Below are 17,976 nucleotides of genomic sequence, written 5' to 3' on the forward strand. Positions count from 1 at the left end.
CTTCAAGTAATTTAATGGTGTAGCAGCGCTGATAAGCGGCCACTTCATTGAGGGAGCACCACCATGACCACCCAACGCAACCAAGACCTCCTTCCTGCCGAACTCACCATGGGCACCGTCATGCTCAAGGTGGGGGACATGAAGCTCATGAGCGATTATTACCAGCGTGCCTTGGGGCTGGAAATCATTGCCGAGCAGGACGGCGGCCTGTACTTGGGACGCCGTGGAAAGCCCGTGGTCCACCTGGCTCCTGCCGCAGGTCTCCAGATACCCGGCAGGGGAGAAGCGGGACTCTTCCATACCGCAATTCTGTTCGAGGACCAGCCTTCCTTGGCGGCCACGATCGCCACTGCCGCGCATTATGAGCCCCGGGCGTTCGTTGGCAGCGCGGACCACCTGGTCAGCGAAGCCTTCTACTTCACCGATCCCGAAGGCAACGGAATCGAGCTGTACTACGACAAGCCGCGCGAGGTCTGGCAGTGGGACGGCAAGAACGTTGTCATGGACAATGTTGCCTTGCCCCCGCAGCGATACCTTGAGCAGTACCTGAGCGAAGCAGCGGTCTCCCGCCAGCACGACGCCCCCGCCGGCGTAGGGCACATACACCTCCAAGTGGGTGATGTCTCCACCGCACACAAGTTCTATGTCGACACCCTCGGATTCGAGAAAACCGCAGGATGGCATGGTCAGGCGTTGTTTGTGTCAGCCGGTGGTTACCATCACCACATGGCCATGAACGTCTGGAACAGCCGCGGCGCCGGCCCTCGTCGCGACACACTGGGCCTGGGTGAAGTTCTGATCGAGGTTCCGTCGGCCGAGGATGTGTCTGCCCTGGCGGACCGCCTCAAGGTGGCCGGGGTGCAGAACCACCACACGGGCCTCGAACTGCGGTTCGAGGATCCGTGGCGCAACAGCCTGCGGGTAGCCGTGCGCTAAGCCGGGACCGCCGGCTCCAGTAGGCTGGGCAGTGGTGGCGCAGGGTTTGCCTCGTGCCGCCGCCCCGTCAGCACGAAGGAATGAGGGTACTTTCCATGGGCTTTGCCGAAATCTTTGTAGCCACCCACGACGAAGCACTGAAGCGGGCAGCAGCCCTTGACCGGGGCGCCGATGTTGCGGGCCCCGCTGTGAGGATCGACGGCATCACCGACTTTGAGGTTGAACAGCTCGGGGACCTCGCCGGCCAAGCCGTCCATGCGGCCGGCGCCGACTACGAGTTGGCTTTGGTGGATGTCACAAGCGATGCCCTCCTTGGCGTTCCGGAAGCCATGGTCAGGGCACTCGCGGAACTGCTCACCTACGAAAGTGAAGGTGACGGAAATGTTCTCGACGACGTCGCTGCCGCCTGGGCCGCGCAGGATGACATGCCATTCGGCGCCGCAGAGTCCCGCCAGTATGTCCAGCAGCTGGCGGCTTTGGCCACCGATGTGGAGAAGGCGGAGCGCGCAGGGCTCTACGTCTGGTCCGTCTGACCCGGATGCATGGAGTTGGCGGGAGCGGGGAAAGCCGCGTGGGTGACAACACGCTGCCGGGTGGCCCAAGTCGTAATTGCTCCCGGCATCTGGCACAATGGACAGGTACTCGATCGGTACGGCCCCTCTCTCCGTGCTCGCATCTTGTCCTTCGAACCCCCAAGTATGGCCCGCCCCACGGGTGCAGAACGTCGGGTTCAACCCCGTTTCAGAAACAGGAGTGACCACAAAAGTGGCCGTAAAGATTCGCCTTAAGCGCTTCGGTAAGATGCGCGCACCGTACTACCGCATTGTCGTCATGGATGCCCGCGCCAAGCGCGATGGCCGTGCCATTGAAGAAATCGGCAAGTACCACCCCACCGAAGAGCCTTCGTACATCGAGGTCGCTTCCGAGCGTGCCCAGTACTGGCTTTCCGTTGGTGCCCAGCCGACTGAGCAGGTTGCCGCGATCCTCAAGATCACCGGCGACTGGCAGAAGTTCAAGGGCCTGCCGGGCCAGGAAGGCACCCTGAAGACCAAGGCTCCGAAGGAAGCTTTCGTAGCCCCGGAAAAGGGTTCTGTCATCATCCCGGAAGCCATCACCAAGAAGGCCAAGAAGGACGAAGCCGAAGCTCCGGCCGAGGCTGAAGCAGAGACCACCGAGGCTGAGTAAGTTGCTGGCAGAAGCGCTCGAGCACTTGGTCCGCGGGATCGTTGACAGCCCTGAGGATGTCAAGGTCAGTGCCAGGAACAACCGCCGCGGGGAATCCCTTGAGGTGCGCGTTCACCAGGAAGACCTCGGACGGGTGATCGGTCGCCAAGGCCGCACTGCGCGCGCACTGCGCACGGTTGTTGCAGCTTTGGCCGGTGGCGATCAGGTCAGGGTCGACGTCGTCGACACCGACCGCCGCCGGTAGCGCACAGCAATACTTGTCTTAGATCCGGCCCCTTCACCGAATATGGTGGAGGGGCCGGATTGCTTTATCCACCATTACGTGTCCAAGGCCGCCGACGGTTGGCGGTCCCAACAGAATTCAGAGGAACCCATGCAGCTCCAGGTGGCCCGGATCGGCAAACCCCACGGCATCCGCGGCGAGGTTACGGTGCAGGTACTCACCGATGCCCCTTCAGAACGGTTCGTTGCCGGAACCGAATTCCTGGTTGAGCCGTCTTCGGCTGGTCCCTTGACCATACGGAGCGCCCGGTGGAACAAGGACATCCTGTTGTTGGGCTTTGAGGAAGTAGCAGACCGCAACGCCGCAGAACTCATCCGTGGTGCCAAGCTCTTCATCGAAACGGATGATTTGGACGAAGCTGAAGACGAAGGCTGGTACGAGCACGAGCTTGTCGGCCTGGAGGCCCGCGTAGGAACGAAGGTGGTGGGCAAGGTAACGGCCCTGAACACGATGCCAGCACAGGACCTGCTGGTGGTCGAAGCTTTCGACGGCAAAGAGATCCTCATTCCCTTTGTTGATGAGATCGTCCCCGAAGTAAATATCGACGCAGGCTACATCCTCGTCACCCCGCCTGCCGGCCTCTTCGAAATCAACGACGACACCGCTCAGGCCGCAGACCAGGCCGACAACACGCGGGAAGATGCCTGAATGAGGATCGACGTCGTCAGCATCTTCCCGGAGTACCTCGCGCCGTTGGATCTTTCGCTCATAGGCAAGGCCCGGCAAGACGGGTTGCTGGAGCTGAACGTTCACGACCTCCGCGCCTTTACTTCGGACAAGCACCGCACCGTGGACGACACTCCCTACGGTGGCGGCGCCGGCATGGTGATGAAACCCGAGCCCTGGGCGCAGGCGCTGGAATCCGTGGTGGCGAAGCGTGAAGGAGCCCGTCCGGTCCTCATCGTCCCTTCCCCGGCGGGGGAGCGGTTCACCCAGGCCCTCGCTTATGAACTGGCCGAGGAAGAGCAGCTCGTCTTTGCCTGCGGCCGGTACGAGGGCATTGACGAACGGGTGATTGAATGGGCGCACGAGCACTTCACCGTCCGTCCAGTCAGCTTGGGCGACTACGTGCTCAACGGGGGCGAAGTTGCCGTCCTTGCCATGGTCGAGGCTATCGGACGCCTCTTGCCGGGTGTCGTAGGCAACCCGGAATCTTTGGTTGAAGAATCACACTCCGACGGTCTGCTCGAGTACCCTGTCTACACCAAGCCTTCGTCTTGGCGCGACCATGACGTCCCCGCCATCCTTTTGAGTGGCAACCACGGGAAGATTGCCCAGTGGCGGCGTCACGAGCAGTTCCGCCGTACGGCGGATCGCCGTCCTGACCTGCTCGCGGAGTTTGACGCGACGGGACTGAGCCGCGCTGACCGGAACGCCCTCGCGGAGCTGGGTTACGACGTCGTTGACGGCCGCCTGCGTGCGCGTCCCGGCGGCGACGTCCACGAGTAGCTGCCCGCCGCCGTCGTGCGCTTGATGCCGGGTACGGCAATTGGCCCGACGGTCCCGCTTATGGCAGAATTAACCCTTGTGTCTGCTGGGCCGGCACCTGCCACAGGGGGAGCTACGCCAACAGCCTGACACTCCGGCCACGCCAATCACGGCTAGGCCGGTCACAAAGAATCTTCGGCGGAGATTTCCGATTGGCCCTTGCGGCCTGCCGGCTTGTCCGCCGTGACCCAAAGTGGATGACCTGTGGCGTTCACCAGGAGTGGATTAATGCATATCCTCGATAGCGTAGATGCAGCTTCGCTGCGCAGCGATGTTCCTGAGTTCCGTGCGGGTGACACCCTCAAGGTTCACGTCAACATCATCGAAGGCAAGAACACCCGTGTCCAGGTATTCCAGGGCTTCGTCCTGGGCCGCCAGGGCGACGGTGTCCGCGAGACCTTCACCGTACGCAAGGTTTCCTTCGGTGTCGGCGTAGAGCGTACCTTCCCGGTGCACTCCCCGATCATCGAAAAGATCGAGGTCGTCACCAAGGGTGACGTCCGCCGCGCCAAGCTTTACTACATGCGCGCACTGCGCGGTAAGGCTGCGAAGATCAAGGAAAAGCGCGACTTCGCCAAGTAAGTCCCCGGACTTATGCAACGGGTCCAGGATCCGTGCCCGGTTGGTTCCGGAGCAATCCGCAACGCACCAGGGATATGAGTCATGGACACAACAGAACGCCAGCCCCGCAAACAGGGCTGGCGTTTTGTTTTGCTGGCCTTGGTACTGGCCGTCGCGATCAGCGGCCTGGTCCGATCCCTGTGGCTCGACGTCTACTACATACCATCTGAGTCCATGGAACCACTGCTTGGCACCGGAGACCGGATCCTCGTTTCAAGGACGGCATTCCAGGCCGACTCCATCCGAAGGGGCGACGTCGTAGTCTTCGACGGCCGCGGCACCTTTGCACCCCTCAACAGCGGGAAAGGTCCGCTGGTTGATGCGGTAGCCGCCGCAAGCCAGTGGGTGGGACTCACCGGCAGCGACACAACGTACGTCAAGCGCGTCATCGGTGTGGGCGGTGACCACGTGCAGTGCTGCGATCCGTCGGGCCACCTCACAGTTAACGGACAGGTACTTGCGGAACCCTATGTCTATCCGGGTGACGAACCCAGCGAGCAGAAGTTCGACGTCGTCGTGCCTGCCGGACGGCTGTGGCTGATGGGTGACCACCGTTCCCGCTCGGCCGACTCACGGGGATTGCTTGGGGCGCCGGGCGGGGGAATGGTTCCTGTCGAACGCGTTATCGGCCGACCGGTCCAGATCATCTGGCCACTTGATAGATTTGCAGAGATGCCTCGTTCCACGCAGGCCGAACCATCAGAGAACGGACACTAAATGCCGGACAGAGTTCCCGAGAATCCCGAGCGCCACGACGACGACGCCCGGGTCTTGGACGGGACGGGAAACGCCGCCGGCGTAGCTGGTCCCGGCACGTCTGATGACGACGGCGGAGCTGCCGGCGATGGCGGCAAGCCACGGCAGAACATCGCCTTGGTGTGGCTCAAGGAGATCGCCACCGTCGTGGCGATTGCCCTGGTTTTGTCCTTCCTCCTCAAGACTTTCCTGTTCCGGGCTTTCTGGATCCCTTCGGAATCCATGGAGAGCACGCTGGATGTCAATGACCGCATCTTCATCAACCTGCTGGTACCAGGTCCGTTCGATGTGGAACGCGGGGACGTAGTTGTGTTCAAAGATGCGCAGGGCTGGCTTCCTCCCGTGGCCCAAAAACCTGCCGGTCCGCTCGACTGGGTAGGGGACACCCTCGAATTTGTTGGCCTTGCGGCCGATGACAATGACCAACATCTTGTGAAGCGTGTCATTGGCCTGCCCGGCGACAGGGTTGCCTGCTGCGATGCGACTGGCCGGATCACTATCAACGGGGTCCCGCTCGACGAGACGTACGTCAATCCCGCAGAGGTGCCCCAGCCCAAGACGTTTGACGTCATTGTCCCGGAGGGCAAGGTGTGGGTTATGGGAGACAACCGGAACCATTCGGAGGACTCAAGGGCGCACCAGGAAGTCAACGGCGGCTTCGTCAATATTGAGGACGTCGAAGGCAAAGCGACTGTCATTGCCTGGCCCATCAACCGATGGACGGTCCTGGATAACTACCAGGACGTCTTCAAGAACGTCCCCGAAGGCGCCCAGGGGCAGTAATGGCACAGGCCACCACCGGAAGCAAAGCCAAGACTGCCGCCACGCCCAAGCCCACGTCGGCCAAGACCAAGCCGGTCAAAGCCAAGTCGGCCAAGCCCAAGCCGGGCAAGGCCGTGCCGGTCTTTCCCACCCTGGATGTGGAGCGCTCCTTCCTCGCCCCCGGCGTGAGGCTCCTGGCAGGGGTGGATGAGGTTGGAAGGGGTGCGTTGGCGGGGCCGGTCAGTGTCGGAATCGCTGTGGTCAACCTGGAGGACCACGATCTCCTCGCGGATGTACGCGACAGCAAGCTTCTGAAGCCTGAAGACCGCGACCGGCTGGAGCCCTTGGTGCGTGACTGGGCCGTAGCCTGTGCCGTGGGCCATGCAACGGCGCAGGAAATCGACGAGATCGGCATCATTGCCGCCCTGCGACTTGCCGGCACCCGGGCATGGCTTGAAGTTTTGGCAGGCGGCACAATACCGGATCTTGTGCTGCTGGACGGCAGCCACAACTGGCTCTCCCCGGATATTCAAGGCTCCCTGTTCGATACAGCGCCCGTGGGGCCGGCCTGCGAGGCTCCCGTTCACACCCGCGTCAAGGCTGACATGAGCTGCCTGAGCGTGGCTGCCGCCAGTGTACTGGCGAAGGTAGCCCGCGACCGGATCATGGTTGAGCTGCACTCCGAAGCGCCTGCGTACGGGTGGAATGAAAATAAGGGGTATGCCACGGCAGCGCACCGGGAGGTCCTCAGGCTGCAGGGTCCCAGCGCCTACCATCGGACCAGCTGGCACCTGATGTAGCCTGCACCGGCCGTCATTGTGGCGCGTTGTGTCCGGCCGATGGTGCAAGATGGAACTATGAGCGCCGAGGACCTTGAGAACTATGAAACCGACATGGAGCTGCAGCTCTACCGTGAGTACCGCGACGTCGTCGGTTTGTTCAGCTACGTTGTCGAAACCGAGCGGCGCTTCTATCTGGCCAACCATGTTGATCTCCAGGCACGCAGTGCCGACGGCGAAGTCTATTTTGACCTGACGCTCCAGGACGCCTGGGTGTGGGACGTCTACCGCTCCGCCCGATTCGTCAAGAACGTTCGGGTGATCACGTTCAAGGACGTCAACGTCGAAGAGTTGCCACGCAACGAGGACCTTGCCCTGCCAAAAGACGGGGACCTGGGCAACCTCGGTAATTAGCGGCCGGTGCAAAAAAGCTCCCGGTATGCTTCCGGCATAGCCGGTCACTCTTCCTCCACAGCAGTGATCTGACGGGGTTTACCCACATAGCCGCATAACGCCCTGCCGTGGGCCGTTGCCAGCGTGAAAGCTGGTTAGCGGAGGTGGTGCTCATGAGGGCAAAAGATATTCTTGGCCGCGACGGCGAGGAACTGGCGGCGGTGTTCCTGGAAGACCAGGGGATGCGCATCGTAGATCGCAACTGGCGGTGCGCGGAGGGTGAAATCGACATCGTCGCCCTGGAGGGCGACACCATGGTTGTTGCCGAAGTCAAGACGCGCAGCAGCTTGGATTACGGCCATCCCTTTGAAGCGGTGGGTCCGGCGAAACTGGCCCGGCTGCATCGGCTGGCTGCGGCCTGGTGCCGGGAGCACGAGTTGAATGCCTCACGACGCCGGGTAGATGTGGTTTCCGTGATCCACAACGGCGTCGGGGACCCCCAGCTCGAACATTTGCGGGGTGTGGGCTGATGGGGGTGGGGCGCAGCTACTGTGTAGCACTCGTTGGCCTCAACGGCTACATCGTCGAGGTCGAAGCCGACATCGGCCAAACACTCCCGGCCTTCGTGATTCTGGGGTTGCCCGACGCCGCCCTCAATGAGGCCAAGGAACGCATACGCTCCGCAGCACGGAATTCCGGGATCCCCTTGAGCCGGCGGAAGATTACGGCCAACCTGATTCCGGCGTCCTTGCCCAAGCGTGGATCGGGGTTTGATCTGGCAATCACCATGGCTGTCCTGCGTGCCGCGGACGATATCCGCTCAATCAGCGGGACCGTATTCATTGCCGAACTCGGTTTGGACGGGAGGCTGCGGCCTATTCGCGGCATCCTTCCGGCGGTCATGGCCGCAGTCCAAGCCGGCTATCCGGACATCGTTGTCGCCGAGGCAAATGCTGCTGAGGCTGCTCTCGTTCCCGGTGCCAACGTCCGCGGATACAAGACCCTTGCCAGGCTCGCCTTTGACTTCGGGGCAGATCCGACCGAGCTTGCGCTCGACTACGATCCACCCGGCGGCGAGCAAGCGGAGGACGACGATGACGCCTGTGCCCCGGTCCCGGACCTCGGCGATGTTTCCGGGCAGTCCGATGCCCGCCGTGCCTTGGAGGTGGCTGCGGCAGGTGGTCATCACATGCTGCTGACCGGTCCCCCGGGTGCCGGCAAGACGATGCTGGCTGAGCGGCTGCCCGGCTTGCTCCCTGACCTGCAGAACAAGGCTGCCATGGAAGTCACGGCCATTCATTCCCTGGCTGCTGTCCGATCAGGCGCTGTGCGTCTGATCCGCAGGCCACCTTTTGAAAATCCCCATCACAGTGCCACGTCAGCGGCCATTATCGGTGGCGGCTCAGGGCTTCCGCGCCCTGGTGCGGCTTCCCGGGCACACCGGGGTGTCCTGTTCCTCGATGAGGCTCCCGAGTATGAGCGCCGTGTGCTGGATGCGCTTCGGCAACCACTGGAAAGCGGAGAGCTTGTCATCCATCGTTCTGCCGGAACCGCCGCCTACCCCGCACGGTTTCAGTTGGTCCTGGCGGCCAACCCGTGCCCTTGCGGCAAGGCCTCGGGGAAAGCCATGGACTGTACGTGCACGCCGTTGATGCGTCGACGCTACTTTGGCCGCATTTCAGGTCCGCTGTTGGATCGGGTAGACATCCAGCTCCAGGTGCAGCGCGTGTCGCTCGCAGACTTTGGCCAGGCCGGGCAAGAGGAGGACACGGTCACCGTTGCCGGGAGGGTGCAGGCGGCGAGGCAGGGGCAAGCCGAGCGGCTGGGTCCTTTTGGATTGGAGACGAATTCCCAGATACCGGGCCGTGTACTTCGAGGCGAACTGAGGCTGTCTCCCGGCACCACCAGGATCCTGGATACCGCGTTGGAACGGGGGATCCTCACCGCCCGCGGCTACGACCGTGTCCTCCGGTTGGCATGGACGCTTGCTGACCTGGAGCACTCCGAGGTTCCCACGGCAGATCACATCGGACAGGCACTGGGCCTTCGGCAGGCAACGGCGGCAGCATGAAAGACATTACGGAGGAAAACGCAGCAGTGGGCACCTTGGGGACGCAGGACAAAGAACGAATTGCACGGGCCGCCCTGGCCCGCCTGATGGAGCCGCAGGACGCCGTGGGACTGGCATTGGTCCACGCCGTGGGGGCCATCGACGCACTTGGTGTGGCAACGGGGGAACTCAAGAGTGGCCCCCAACTTGAGCAGGAAATTTCCGGCCTTCTCGCGGAGTCCGGGGCTCCGGCGTCCTGGCAGGGGCTTGCAGCTAGTCAGCGCCGCTGGGCGCCACGCATTCCGGACCTTGCGCCGGACCGCGACATCGAGACCGTGAAGAGGCTGGGCGGTAGGCTCATCATCCCGGGTGATGACCTGTGGCCGGAGCAATTGACGGACCTCGGCCTCCAGGAACCACTGTGCTTGTGGTGGCGGGGACACGAGCAGCCACTGCCGGCAGTGTGGCAGACAGTGGCCTTGGTGGGTTCCAGGGACAGCACAAGCTACGGCGCATCGGTCACGGGGGACTTTGCCTACGGACTCGCGCAGCGGGGTTACACCGTCGTCTCCGGGGGCGCCTACGGTATCGACGCCCATGCCCACCGCGGGGCATTGAGCGGTGGTGCGGCCTCCATACCCACCATTGCCGTCATGGCCGGGGGAGTGGATCGCTTCTATCCGTCCGGAAATGAAGACCTTCTCCGGGCCGTAGTGAATCAAGGCGCGGTGATTTCCGAGGTGCCGCCAGGATCTGCTCCCACGAGGTATCGCTTCCTGCAGCGCAACCGCATCATCGCAGCTTTGGCATCCGTCACGGTCGTGGTGGAAGCGCGGTGGCGCTCCGGTGCCCTCAACACCGCCCACCATGCAGAATCAATCGGCAGGGTAGTCGCAACGGTGCCGGGCTCCATTCACAGCGCAAACTCGGCGGGTTGCCACAGGCTGCTCCGGGACGGTGGAGCGGTTTGCGTGACGGACGTTGGCGAGGTTGCGGAGTTGGCGGGCCGGAACGGGGATGCCATGGCGGAAGCCAAGGACTCGACGGCCTCCATTCACGACGGCCTCTCCCTGGAAGACCTGATCCTGCTGGACGCGCTACCCCTCAGATCCACGAGTTCGGTTGAGAAGTTGGCTGTTGTTGCAGGCTTGAGTCCCAATGCGGTCAGGGCCGGTCTTGGCCGCCTTGGCTTGCTGGGACTGGCGGCATCGGACCGTGGCGCCTGGAAGCGGACCCGGGAGGTCTAGTGCGCTGCTCGCCGGGCATGTTGCTGCGGTATGAAACCGGAGAATACTGGCAAAGTGGAAAGCGTGGACGAAGAACAATTGCCGGGATCTCTGAAGGAAGCAATCGATGCCTTCCGGCGCTACCTGGAAGGTGAACGCGCGAGATCGGAGCATACCGTTCGTGCATACCTCGCGGACGTCCGCAGTCTCCTCGCTTTCGCTGTGCAGGAGGGAGTGAGTCAACTCGGGCAATTGCAATTGGGCACACTCCGCCGCTGGCTTGGCGCCCAAAGCGAAGCGGGGATGGCCCGCTCCACTCTTGCCCGCCGTGCCGCAACCGCCCGTTCATTTACGCAGTGGGCCATGCGGGAGGAACTGATCGCCGTCGACCCCGCTATCCGACTACAGGCACCCAAGAGGGAGAAATCTCTGCCGGGTGTCCTCCAGCAACAGCAGATTTCCCGGATGGTGACGAGCCTGGACGACGCTGCAGCCGATGGCGGAGCCATGGCTGTTCGGAACCGGGCCATCGTGGAACTCCTCTATGCAACGGGCATCCGTGTAGGTGAACTTGCGGACCTTGACATCGACGACCTCGACCCCGATCGCAGGACCCTTCGGGTGCTGGGCAAAGGCAACAAGGAACGGACGGTTCCCTTTGGTGTTCCGGCAGCAGTCGCCGTCGACGATTGGCTTCGCCGGGGGCGTCCGGCAGTGGTCACGGGCAAGAGCGGGCCGGCCCTGTTCCTCGGAGTGCGGGGTAATCGGATTGACCCGCGCCAGGTCCGCTCCGTGGTGGAGGAACTGCTGCATGCCCTGGGCGATACGTCTGCGACGGGGCCGCATGCACTCAGGCACAGTGCAGCAACGCACCTCCTCGATGGCGGAGCCGACCTCCGGGCGGTTCAGGAAATCCTGGGCCATAGCAGCCTTGCCACCACGCAGATTTATACGCACGTTTCGGTGGACAGGCTCAGGAAGAGCTACCAGCAAGCGCATCCAAGGGCGTGAGGATGACGTCGCCGACACTGCACTGGCGGAAAAGCAAAGGGTGCGGCAAAATGAAAGCACCACGGCCGAACCTTCAATTTATGGTTGAGGGTTCGTTCTGTGCCACAATCAATGCATCAACTGAATAACCGGCAGCAAGCAGCATCATCCGGCAAGAGGTCGTTGGGGAAGACGTACCTACAGCTATGGAGGATGGAATGTCTGTTGCAACAACCCGCGGTGTCCTGTTCGTGCACTCGGCGCCAACGGCGTTGTGCCCGCACGTGGAGTGGGCCATTGGATCGGTCGTGGACAAGCGGACCGATCTTGAGTGGACCCCGCAGCCCGCCGCGCCGGGAATGTTCCGTGCTGAATTGTCGTGGACCGGCAAGCCAGGCACAGGGGCCCAATTGGCGTCGGCTCTGAGGGGCTGGGCGCATCTGCGATATGAGGTCACTGAGGAACCGAGCCAGGGAGTCGATGGTGCTCGTTGGTCGCATACTCCGGAACTGGGTATCTTTCATGCCGTCACTGACGTTCACGGCAACATCATGGTGACCGAAGACCGGATCCGGTACGCCTACGAATCAGGCGCCGGCGATCCTTCTGCGGTCTATCACGAGTTGTCGTTGGCTTTGGGAGAAGCCTGGGACGAGGAACTGGAGCCGTTCCGGCATGCAGCCGAGGGCGCACCCGTGCGCTGGCTGCACCAGGTCGGCTAGCAGTAGAAGGCCGGCAGGCAGCAATTCCTGTCAGTAAGGACAGCCCCATAGCAAGAGGAGGGCCCCACCGGATGGTGGGGCCCTCCTCTGTTTCAGCGTCTGAACGCAGGGATGGGGTTACTTCCTAAACGTTGCGAACGGCGATGACGGCGTTGTGGCCACCGAAACCGAAGGAATTGCTGAGGGCGACGATGTCTCCGCCCGGTAGGTCCCGAACCGAGGTTACGACGTCCAGGGGAATCTCCGGGTCCTGGTTCTCCAAGTTGATGGTGACGGGCGCCTTGCGCTCATGGACGGCCAGGACCGTCAACACTGCCTCTACAGCGCCGGAAGCACCAAGGAGATGGCCCATCTGGGACTTGGTGGCAGAGACGGCCACGTTGTCCACGTGCGTGCCCAGCGCGGCACGCAGCGCCGTGTATTCGGGCTTGTCACCCACGGGCGTTGACGTCGCGTGGGCGTTGACGTGAACCACGTCCTCAGCCTGGATCCTGCCGTCGAACATCGCTGCCTTGAGTGCTCGGGTGGCACCGAGGCCCTCGGGGTCCGGTGCCGTGATGTGGTAGGCGTCCGCGGTGACCGAGGTGCCGGCAAGCTCGGCATAGATTCGTGCGCCGCGGGCAATGGCGTGTTCTTCTGCCTCGAGGACCAATGCACCGGCTCCCTCGCCCATGACAAAGCCGTCACGGTCGGTGTCGTACGGGCGGGAGGCGCGCTCGGGTGCGTCGTTGCGGCGGGAGAGTGCCTGCATGGATGAGAACGCCGCCAAGGGCATCGGGTGGATAGCCGCCTCGGCGCCACCACACATGACGACGTCCGCCTTGCCTGAACGGATCAGGTCCAGGCCAAGGTGCAGGGCTTCCGTGCCGGAGGCGCACGCTGAAACGGGTGTGTGCGCGCCGGCGCGGGCGCCGAGGTCAAGGCTCACGGCGGCGGCAACGCCGTTGGGCATGAGCATGGGGACGGTCATGGGCAGGACCCTGCGGGGGCCCTTTTCCTTGAGCGTGTCCCAGGCGTCCAGAAGCGTCCAAACGCCGCCGATGCCTGTTGCGAAGGCCACGGCCAGTCGATCGTGGTCGATGTCGTCGATGCCGGCATCAGCCCAGGCCTCCCGGGCGGCGATGACGCCGAACTGGGTGGACGGGTCCATGCGCTTGGCTTCAACGCGGGTCAGGACGTCCAGTGCGGGCGTCGAGCACCGTGCAGCAAAGTGGACGGGGAGGTCGTACTTGGCTACCCACTCGTCTTCGAGCGTGCGGGCGCCTGAGACCCCTTTCAGCGCGTTCTGCCACATTGTGGGGACGTCGCCGCCGATGGGAGTGGTGGCCCCCAGACCGGTTATGACTACTTTGCGTGCCATGCGATCACTCTCTGTCGGATCAGCCGTCCCGGCTGCAGTTCATTGCAGGGGCGGCAGGAAAAACTTTGGGCGGTAGTGCGGCTGTGCCGGGCGCAGGATGAAGCACCCTGGCCCGGCACAGTGGGTGCCAGGCCTAGGCCTGGGCGTTGGCGATGAAGCTCACGGCGTCGCCGACCGTCTTAAGGTTCTTGACCTCTTCGTCCGGAATGCGCACGCCGAACTTCTCTTCGGCGTTGACGACGATGGTCATCATGGAGATGGAGTCGATGTCCAGGTCCTCGGTGAAGGACTTGTCCAGCTCTACGGCTTCGGTGGCGAGGCCGGTCTCTTCGTTGACGATTTCAGCCAGGCCGGCCAGGATTTCTTCGTTGCTAGCCATTGTTGGCTCCTTTTCTTGTTATGCCGGCTGCTGCCGGAAAGGGGACAAACCGCGGGTTACGGCTTGGGTTTGAATGTCATATTCAGTTGGCTGGACGCTGCGGGCCGGTCCAGGTCTACGGCAAAACCACGACCTGGGCGCCAAAGACCAAGCCGGCGCCAAAGCCGATCTGCAGGGCGAGGCCACCGCTGAGCCCGGGGTTCTCTTGGAGGAGGCGGTGCGTGGCCAGCGGAATGGACGCGGCAGAGGTGTTGCCCGCTTGGGCAATGTCGCGGCCGATCACCACGCTCTCCGGAAGCTTGAGCTTCTTGACCATCTCGTCGATGATGCGCATGTTGGCCTGGTGGGGAATGAAAGCCGCGAGGTCGGTGGCTTCGATTCCGGCTGCGTCGAGCGCCTGCTGGGCTACCTTGGCCATCTCCCACACTGCCCAGCGGAAGACCGTCTGACCGTCCTGGCGGAGGGTAGGCCAGACATCCTGTGTTGCCGAGAGGATGGCCAGGTCATCGGTTTCATCCGAGTGACGGGCTGTCTCGCCCAGCTTCTTGACGTCCTCCAGGGAGTGGGTCATGCCGATGGCGTCCCATTTGCTGCCGTCGGACCCCCACACGGACGGGCCGATGCCCGGAGTGCTGGAAGGCCCAACAACCACGGCGCCCGCGCCGTCGCCCAAAAGGAAGGAGATGGTTCGTTCGTGGTTGTCGATGACATCGGACAGCTTTTCGGCACCAACCACCAGAACGTATTCCGCAGAGCCGGACCGAACCAGCGCATCTGCCTGCGCTACGCCGTAGCAGTAACCGGCACAGGCGGCCGAAATGTCGAAGGCGGGTGCCGGCGTCGCGCCCAAACGCTCGGTGAGGGCAGCGGCAGCCGACGGCGTAGCGTACGGGTGGGTCACAGTGGAGACGATGACGCCACCGAGCTGGGACGGTTCGATGCCGGCATGCTGGAGGGCTTCCCGCGCTGCCCCTTCTGCCATGTCAATGACGCTGACGTCCGCAGGAGCCCGGTGGCGCGTGACGATGCCGGTCCGCTGGCGGATCCACTCGTCGGAGGAATCGATCCACTGGCAGACGTCGTCGTTTGTGACAATGACGTCGGGGCGGTAGGCCCCAATGCCCATGATCCGCGAGTTTTCGTTGACGGGAGCCTGCTTCAGCACCGGAGTGGTCATGACTGTCCCTCCAGTTCGGCAAAAAGCGCAAGGGCTGCGGAGAGGTCTTCGGGTGTTTTGACTGCCACCGTCTTGACCCCCGGCATGCCGCGCTTGGCCAGTCCGGCCAATGTGCCGGCCGGGGCGAGTTCGATGACGCCGGTGACGCCGCGCTCCACCAGTGTTTCCATGCACCGGTCCCAGCGGACGGGACGGGAAACCTGGGCTATCAGGCTGTCGACGGCGGCAGCGCCTTCCGTGACTTCCTTGCCGTCGTAGTTGGACAGCAGGGGAACGGTGGGGTCCTGCGGCGACAACGTCGGCTTGAGGGCTTCGAGGGCGCTTACTGCCCGTGCCATGTGCGATGTGTGGAAGGCGCCCGCCACCTTCAGGGGAATGACGCGTGCCTTGGCAGGCGGGTTGTCCGCCAGGTTCTTCAACTGTTCGAACGTTCCGGCGGCTACGGTCTGGCCTGCACCATTCACGTTGGCGGGCGTGGCTCCCGAGGCCTCGATGGCCGCCAGGACTTCCGCGGGATCGCCGCCCACAACGGCGCTCATGCCGGTGGGGGTGACTGCTGCCGCTGCCGCCATGTTGTTGGCGCGTTCGCGGACGAAGGTCATTGCTTCCTTGTCCGTGAGGACGCCGGCCAGGGCGGAGGCAGTGATCTCACCGACGGAGTGCCCTGCGAGGACGACGGGGAGGGTGTTCAGTTCTACGTCGAACAACGATTTTGCTGCCACGAGGCCGGCCGCAACGATCAGCGGCTGGGCTACGGCGGTGTCCTTGATGGTTTCTTCATCGGAGGTGGTTCCGTGAGCCTTGAGGTCGATGCCTGCGATCTCGCTCAGGGTGGCCAATTGGCCTTCGACGGAGGGGAGTTCCAGCCACGGGGCTAAGAATCCAGGGGTCTGGGAGCCCTGTCCAGGGCAGACGATTGCAAGCACGTATCCAGCTTTCCAAATTGCCACGTGATCCACTGGTGTTTTCGTGCACCAAGCTCACTGGGTCAGTTTGTAGGAAGTCTACAACGGTTCAGTTCTGTGATCGCGATGCATGACGCTCGGGAGCGGCCTTCGGTTGGGCAGAAAGCCTGCCCACAATCAAGGCTGTTTGAAGTACGAATGCTTCCCTGGGAAGGAGCGGATCCCAGCCCGTTACATCGCAAACACGCTTCAAACGGTAGCGCACCGTGTTGGCATGGACGAACAATTCCCGGGCCGTGGCTTCCAGCGAATGTCCTAATTCGAGGTACGTGCCCAGGGTTTCCACGAGGCCGTTCGATGCCGCCAACAGTGGGCGGTAGATGTTCTTGATCAGTGATCGGCGGGCGGCGTCATCGCCTGAAACAACCCGTTCCGGCAGCAGGTCGTCAGCGGCGACGGGCCGCGGAGCGGACGGCCAGGCCCTGGCGGCGGTGAGGCCCGCAAAGGCTGCCTGCGCGGAACTGCTCGCCTCCAACAAGGAACCGGCTTCCGGGCCGTAGACAACTGCGCCGGGGGCGAAGAGCTCGCTCAATTTCACGTACGCCGTGTCGCGGTCCTGGACGCCACCGAGGATAAGGATGAGGCGGTCACCCTGGATGCCTACCAGCGCGTCTTCGGCGAACCGCCCGGCGGTGCGGCGCAGCTCGCTGACGTAGCTGGCGCTGGGTTCCGACGGCGAATTGCCCACCATGACCGTGAAACGTTCCTGGGCTTTCCAACCGAGGGCCGCGATTCGGGACCGCAGTGCGTCTGTATTCTCGCCGCGCAGGATCGCGTCCACAATCAGGGCTTCCAGGCGCGTATCCCACGAGCCGCGCGACTCCGCGGCGCGCGCGTAGACGTCTGCGGCGGCGAACGCGACCTCCCGGGAGTAACGGAGTACGGCTTCCCGCAGGGAGGGCTGGTCCGATTCCGGGGCTATGACGGGGACCTGGTCCTCCACCACTTCAACAACGATCCGGATCAGCTGGAGCGCTTTTTGCAGGCTGATCGAGCGTGTCAGTTCCGTGGGGGCGTTGCCGAAGACATCCGTAAGGATCCACGACGGCGAACTGGGTCGCTCGTACCATGTCACGAAGGCTGCAATGCCGTTCTGGGCCACCAGTCCCAGCGCAGACCGCTCATCCGAGCTCAGGCGGCTGTACCAAGGCAGCGATTTTTCGAGCTGCCGCATGGTGCTCGTGGACAATTGCCCCACGTTCGCGCGGAGCTGCCGGAGGGTCTCTGCCTTCTCCGGTGACAATGCCGGGGCTGCTGTTTTGCGCTTGGTGGTGGTCTTTGTCGGCTCTGCCATGGAACGAGCATACGGTGCATCTTCGGCAAGCTCCATTTGTGCGAAGGCTACAACTCACGTTGTCCCCGGTCACGTCACCCAGGGTCTCGTGGAGGCATCGTTAAACCGCGACGGCGGCCCTCACCCTGAAGTGAAAGCCGCCGCTTTGGTTCGTGCTTTGTTAGGCGTCGCCGCCTGCTCCGCCGGTGGTGCCGGCGTTGACATCCAGGAGCCGGTACTTATCGATGGCCTTCTCCAGCGCACCTTCTTCAACTTCTCCCTTGGCGGCGAGGAGTTGGAGGGTTTTGGCGACGATGGAGTGGGTGTCGTTTTTGAAGTAGCGGCGGGCGGCTTGGCGGGTGTCGGAGAAGCCGAAGCCGTCTGCTCCGAGGGAGGCGAAGTCGTTGGGGATGTATTGGCGGATTTGGTCGGGGACGGCCTTCATGTAGTCGGACACGGCGATGACGGGTCCGGTGTGGCCGGCGAGTTGTTGGGTGATGAAGGGGGTGCGGGCGGGTTGGCCGGGGTTCAGGAACGCGTGGTCGTCGGCTTCGAGGCCGTCGCGGCGTAGTTCGTTCCAGGAGGTCACGGACCATACGTCGGCGGCGACGCCCCAGTCCTGGTTGAGGAT

General features: G+C 63.2%; 21 protein-coding genes and 1 pseudogene. 16 read left to right on the forward strand and 6 right to left on the reverse strand.

The features are described from left to right. Positions 1-63: 63 nt before the first annotated feature. The 16 genes from AB0N65_RS05575 (at position 64) to AB0N65_RS05650 (ending at position 12,191) form a co-directional block, all read left to right on the forward strand. Positions 64-936, forward strand: a complete 873-nt coding sequence (locus AB0N65_RS05575; protein ID WP_364158782.1) for a VOC family protein — start codon at positions 64-66, stop codon at positions 934-936. Between the two features lie 95 nt (positions 937-1,031). Beyond that, a complete protein-coding gene (locus AB0N65_RS05580) occupies positions 1,032-1,469 on the forward strand; it encodes a hypothetical protein (protein ID WP_364158784.1) in 438 nt (145 codons plus the stop codon). A 232-nt stretch (positions 1,470-1,701) separates the two neighbouring features. Beyond that, entirely contained in the window at positions 1,702-2,121 is a 420-nt protein-coding gene (rpsP, locus tag AB0N65_RS05585) for a 30S ribosomal protein S16 (protein WP_017199647.1), read from the forward strand. Between the two features lies 1 nt (position 2,122). After that, positions 2,123-2,365 (forward strand): RNA-binding protein, encoded by a 243-nt coding sequence (locus AB0N65_RS05590; protein WP_364158787.1) that lies wholly within the window; start codon positions 2,123-2,125, stop codon positions 2,363-2,365. Positions 2,366-2,494: 129 nt separating this feature from the next. After that, the gene (gene rimM / locus AB0N65_RS05595) at positions 2,495-3,052 is read left to right on the forward strand and encodes a ribosome maturation factor RimM (protein ID WP_364158789.1); all 558 of its coding nucleotides are present in this window, start codon (positions 2,495-2,497) and stop codon (positions 3,050-3,052) included. Then, positions 3,053-3,853, forward strand: a complete 801-nt coding sequence (gene trmD / locus AB0N65_RS05600) for a tRNA (guanosine(37)-N1)-methyltransferase TrmD (RefSeq protein WP_364158792.1) — start codon at positions 3,053-3,055, stop codon at positions 3,851-3,853. Between the two features lie 267 nt (positions 3,854-4,120). After that, positions 4,121-4,474, forward strand: a complete 354-nt coding sequence (gene rplS, locus AB0N65_RS05605) for a 50S ribosomal protein L19 (RefSeq protein WP_364158793.1) — start codon at positions 4,121-4,123, stop codon at positions 4,472-4,474. A gap of 81 nt (positions 4,475-4,555) precedes the next feature. Continuing rightward, the gene (gene lepB, locus AB0N65_RS05610) at positions 4,556-5,230 is read left to right on the forward strand and encodes a signal peptidase I (RefSeq protein ID WP_364158795.1); all 675 of its coding nucleotides are present in this window, start codon (positions 4,556-4,558) and stop codon (positions 5,228-5,230) included. Then, positions 5,231-6,052, forward strand: a complete 822-nt coding sequence (gene lepB / locus AB0N65_RS05615; protein ID WP_364158797.1) for a signal peptidase I — start codon at positions 5,231-5,233, stop codon at positions 6,050-6,052. It abuts the gene before it with no gap. Further along, on the forward strand, positions 6,052-6,831 hold the full coding sequence (locus tag AB0N65_RS05620) for a ribonuclease HII (RefSeq protein ID WP_364158799.1): 780 nt from the start codon (positions 6,052-6,054) through the stop codon (positions 6,829-6,831). Before lepB (AB0N65_RS05615) ends, AB0N65_RS05620 begins: the two co-directional genes overlap by 1 nt. A gap of 57 nt (positions 6,832-6,888) precedes the next feature. Beyond that, entirely contained in the window at positions 6,889-7,224 is a 336-nt protein-coding gene (locus AB0N65_RS05625; protein WP_364158802.1) for a DUF2469 domain-containing protein, read from the forward strand. Positions 7,225-7,367: 143 nt separating this feature from the next. Further along, positions 7,368-7,733, forward strand: coding sequence for a YraN family protein (locus AB0N65_RS05630; RefSeq protein ID WP_364158805.1), 366 nt, complete (start codon positions 7,368-7,370; stop codon positions 7,731-7,733). Beyond that, a complete protein-coding gene (locus AB0N65_RS05635) occupies positions 7,733-9,274 on the forward strand; it encodes a YifB family Mg chelatase-like AAA ATPase (RefSeq protein ID WP_364158808.1) in 1,542 nt (513 codons plus the stop codon). The genes AB0N65_RS05630 and AB0N65_RS05635 overlap by 1 nt, the downstream gene beginning before the upstream one ends. Continuing rightward, entirely contained in the window at positions 9,271-10,500 is a 1,230-nt protein-coding gene (dprA, locus tag AB0N65_RS05640) for a DNA-processing protein DprA (protein WP_364158810.1), read from the forward strand. Before AB0N65_RS05635 ends, dprA begins: the two co-directional genes overlap by 4 nt. A gap of 63 nt (positions 10,501-10,563) precedes the next feature. After that, entirely contained in the window at positions 10,564-11,490 is a 927-nt protein-coding gene (locus AB0N65_RS05645; RefSeq protein ID WP_364158813.1) for a tyrosine recombinase XerC, read from the forward strand. A 197-nt stretch (positions 11,491-11,687) separates the two neighbouring features. Beyond that, positions 11,688-12,191 (forward strand): DUF3145 domain-containing protein, encoded by a 504-nt coding sequence (locus AB0N65_RS05650; protein ID WP_364158815.1) that lies wholly within the window; start codon positions 11,688-11,690, stop codon positions 12,189-12,191. A 124-nt stretch (positions 12,192-12,315) separates the two neighbouring features. Here the strand turns inward: AB0N65_RS05650 and AB0N65_RS05655 are convergent, their stop codons facing one another. From AB0N65_RS05655 to AB0N65_RS05680, 6 genes and pseudogenes are all read right to left on the reverse strand, one after another. Continuing rightward, positions 12,316-13,551, reverse strand: a complete 1,236-nt coding sequence (locus tag AB0N65_RS05655; protein ID WP_364158818.1) for a beta-ketoacyl-[acyl-carrier-protein] synthase II — start codon at positions 13,549-13,551, stop codon at positions 12,316-12,318. 133 nt (positions 13,552-13,684) lie between these two features. Next, entirely contained in the window at positions 13,685-13,930 is a 246-nt protein-coding gene (locus AB0N65_RS05660; protein ID WP_011692310.1) for an acyl carrier protein, read from the reverse strand. A 115-nt stretch (positions 13,931-14,045) separates the two neighbouring features. Beyond that, positions 14,046-15,107, reverse strand: coding sequence for a beta-ketoacyl-ACP synthase III (locus tag AB0N65_RS05665; RefSeq protein ID WP_364158821.1), 1,062 nt, complete (start codon positions 15,105-15,107; stop codon positions 14,046-14,048). Next, positions 15,104-16,033, reverse strand: coding sequence for an ACP S-malonyltransferase (locus tag AB0N65_RS05670; RefSeq protein ID WP_364158824.1), 930 nt, complete (start codon positions 16,031-16,033; stop codon positions 15,104-15,106). The genes AB0N65_RS05665 and AB0N65_RS05670 overlap by 4 nt, the downstream gene beginning before the upstream one ends. Positions 16,034-16,121: 88 nt before the next feature. Next, positions 16,122-17,366, reverse strand: a complete 1,245-nt coding sequence (locus tag AB0N65_RS05675) for a helix-turn-helix domain-containing protein (RefSeq protein WP_364158826.1) — start codon at positions 17,364-17,366, stop codon at positions 16,122-16,124. 160 nt (positions 17,367-17,526) lie between these two features. Then, a pseudogene (locus AB0N65_RS05680) lies at positions 17,527-17,976 on the reverse strand (pyruvate dehydrogenase (acetyl-transferring), homodimeric type); the annotation flags it as partial.

The sequence above is a fragment of the Paenarthrobacter sp. NPDC089322 genome, from assembly GCF_040684895.1.
Taxonomy (GTDB): domain Bacteria; phylum Actinomycetota; class Actinomycetes; order Actinomycetales; family Micrococcaceae; genus Arthrobacter.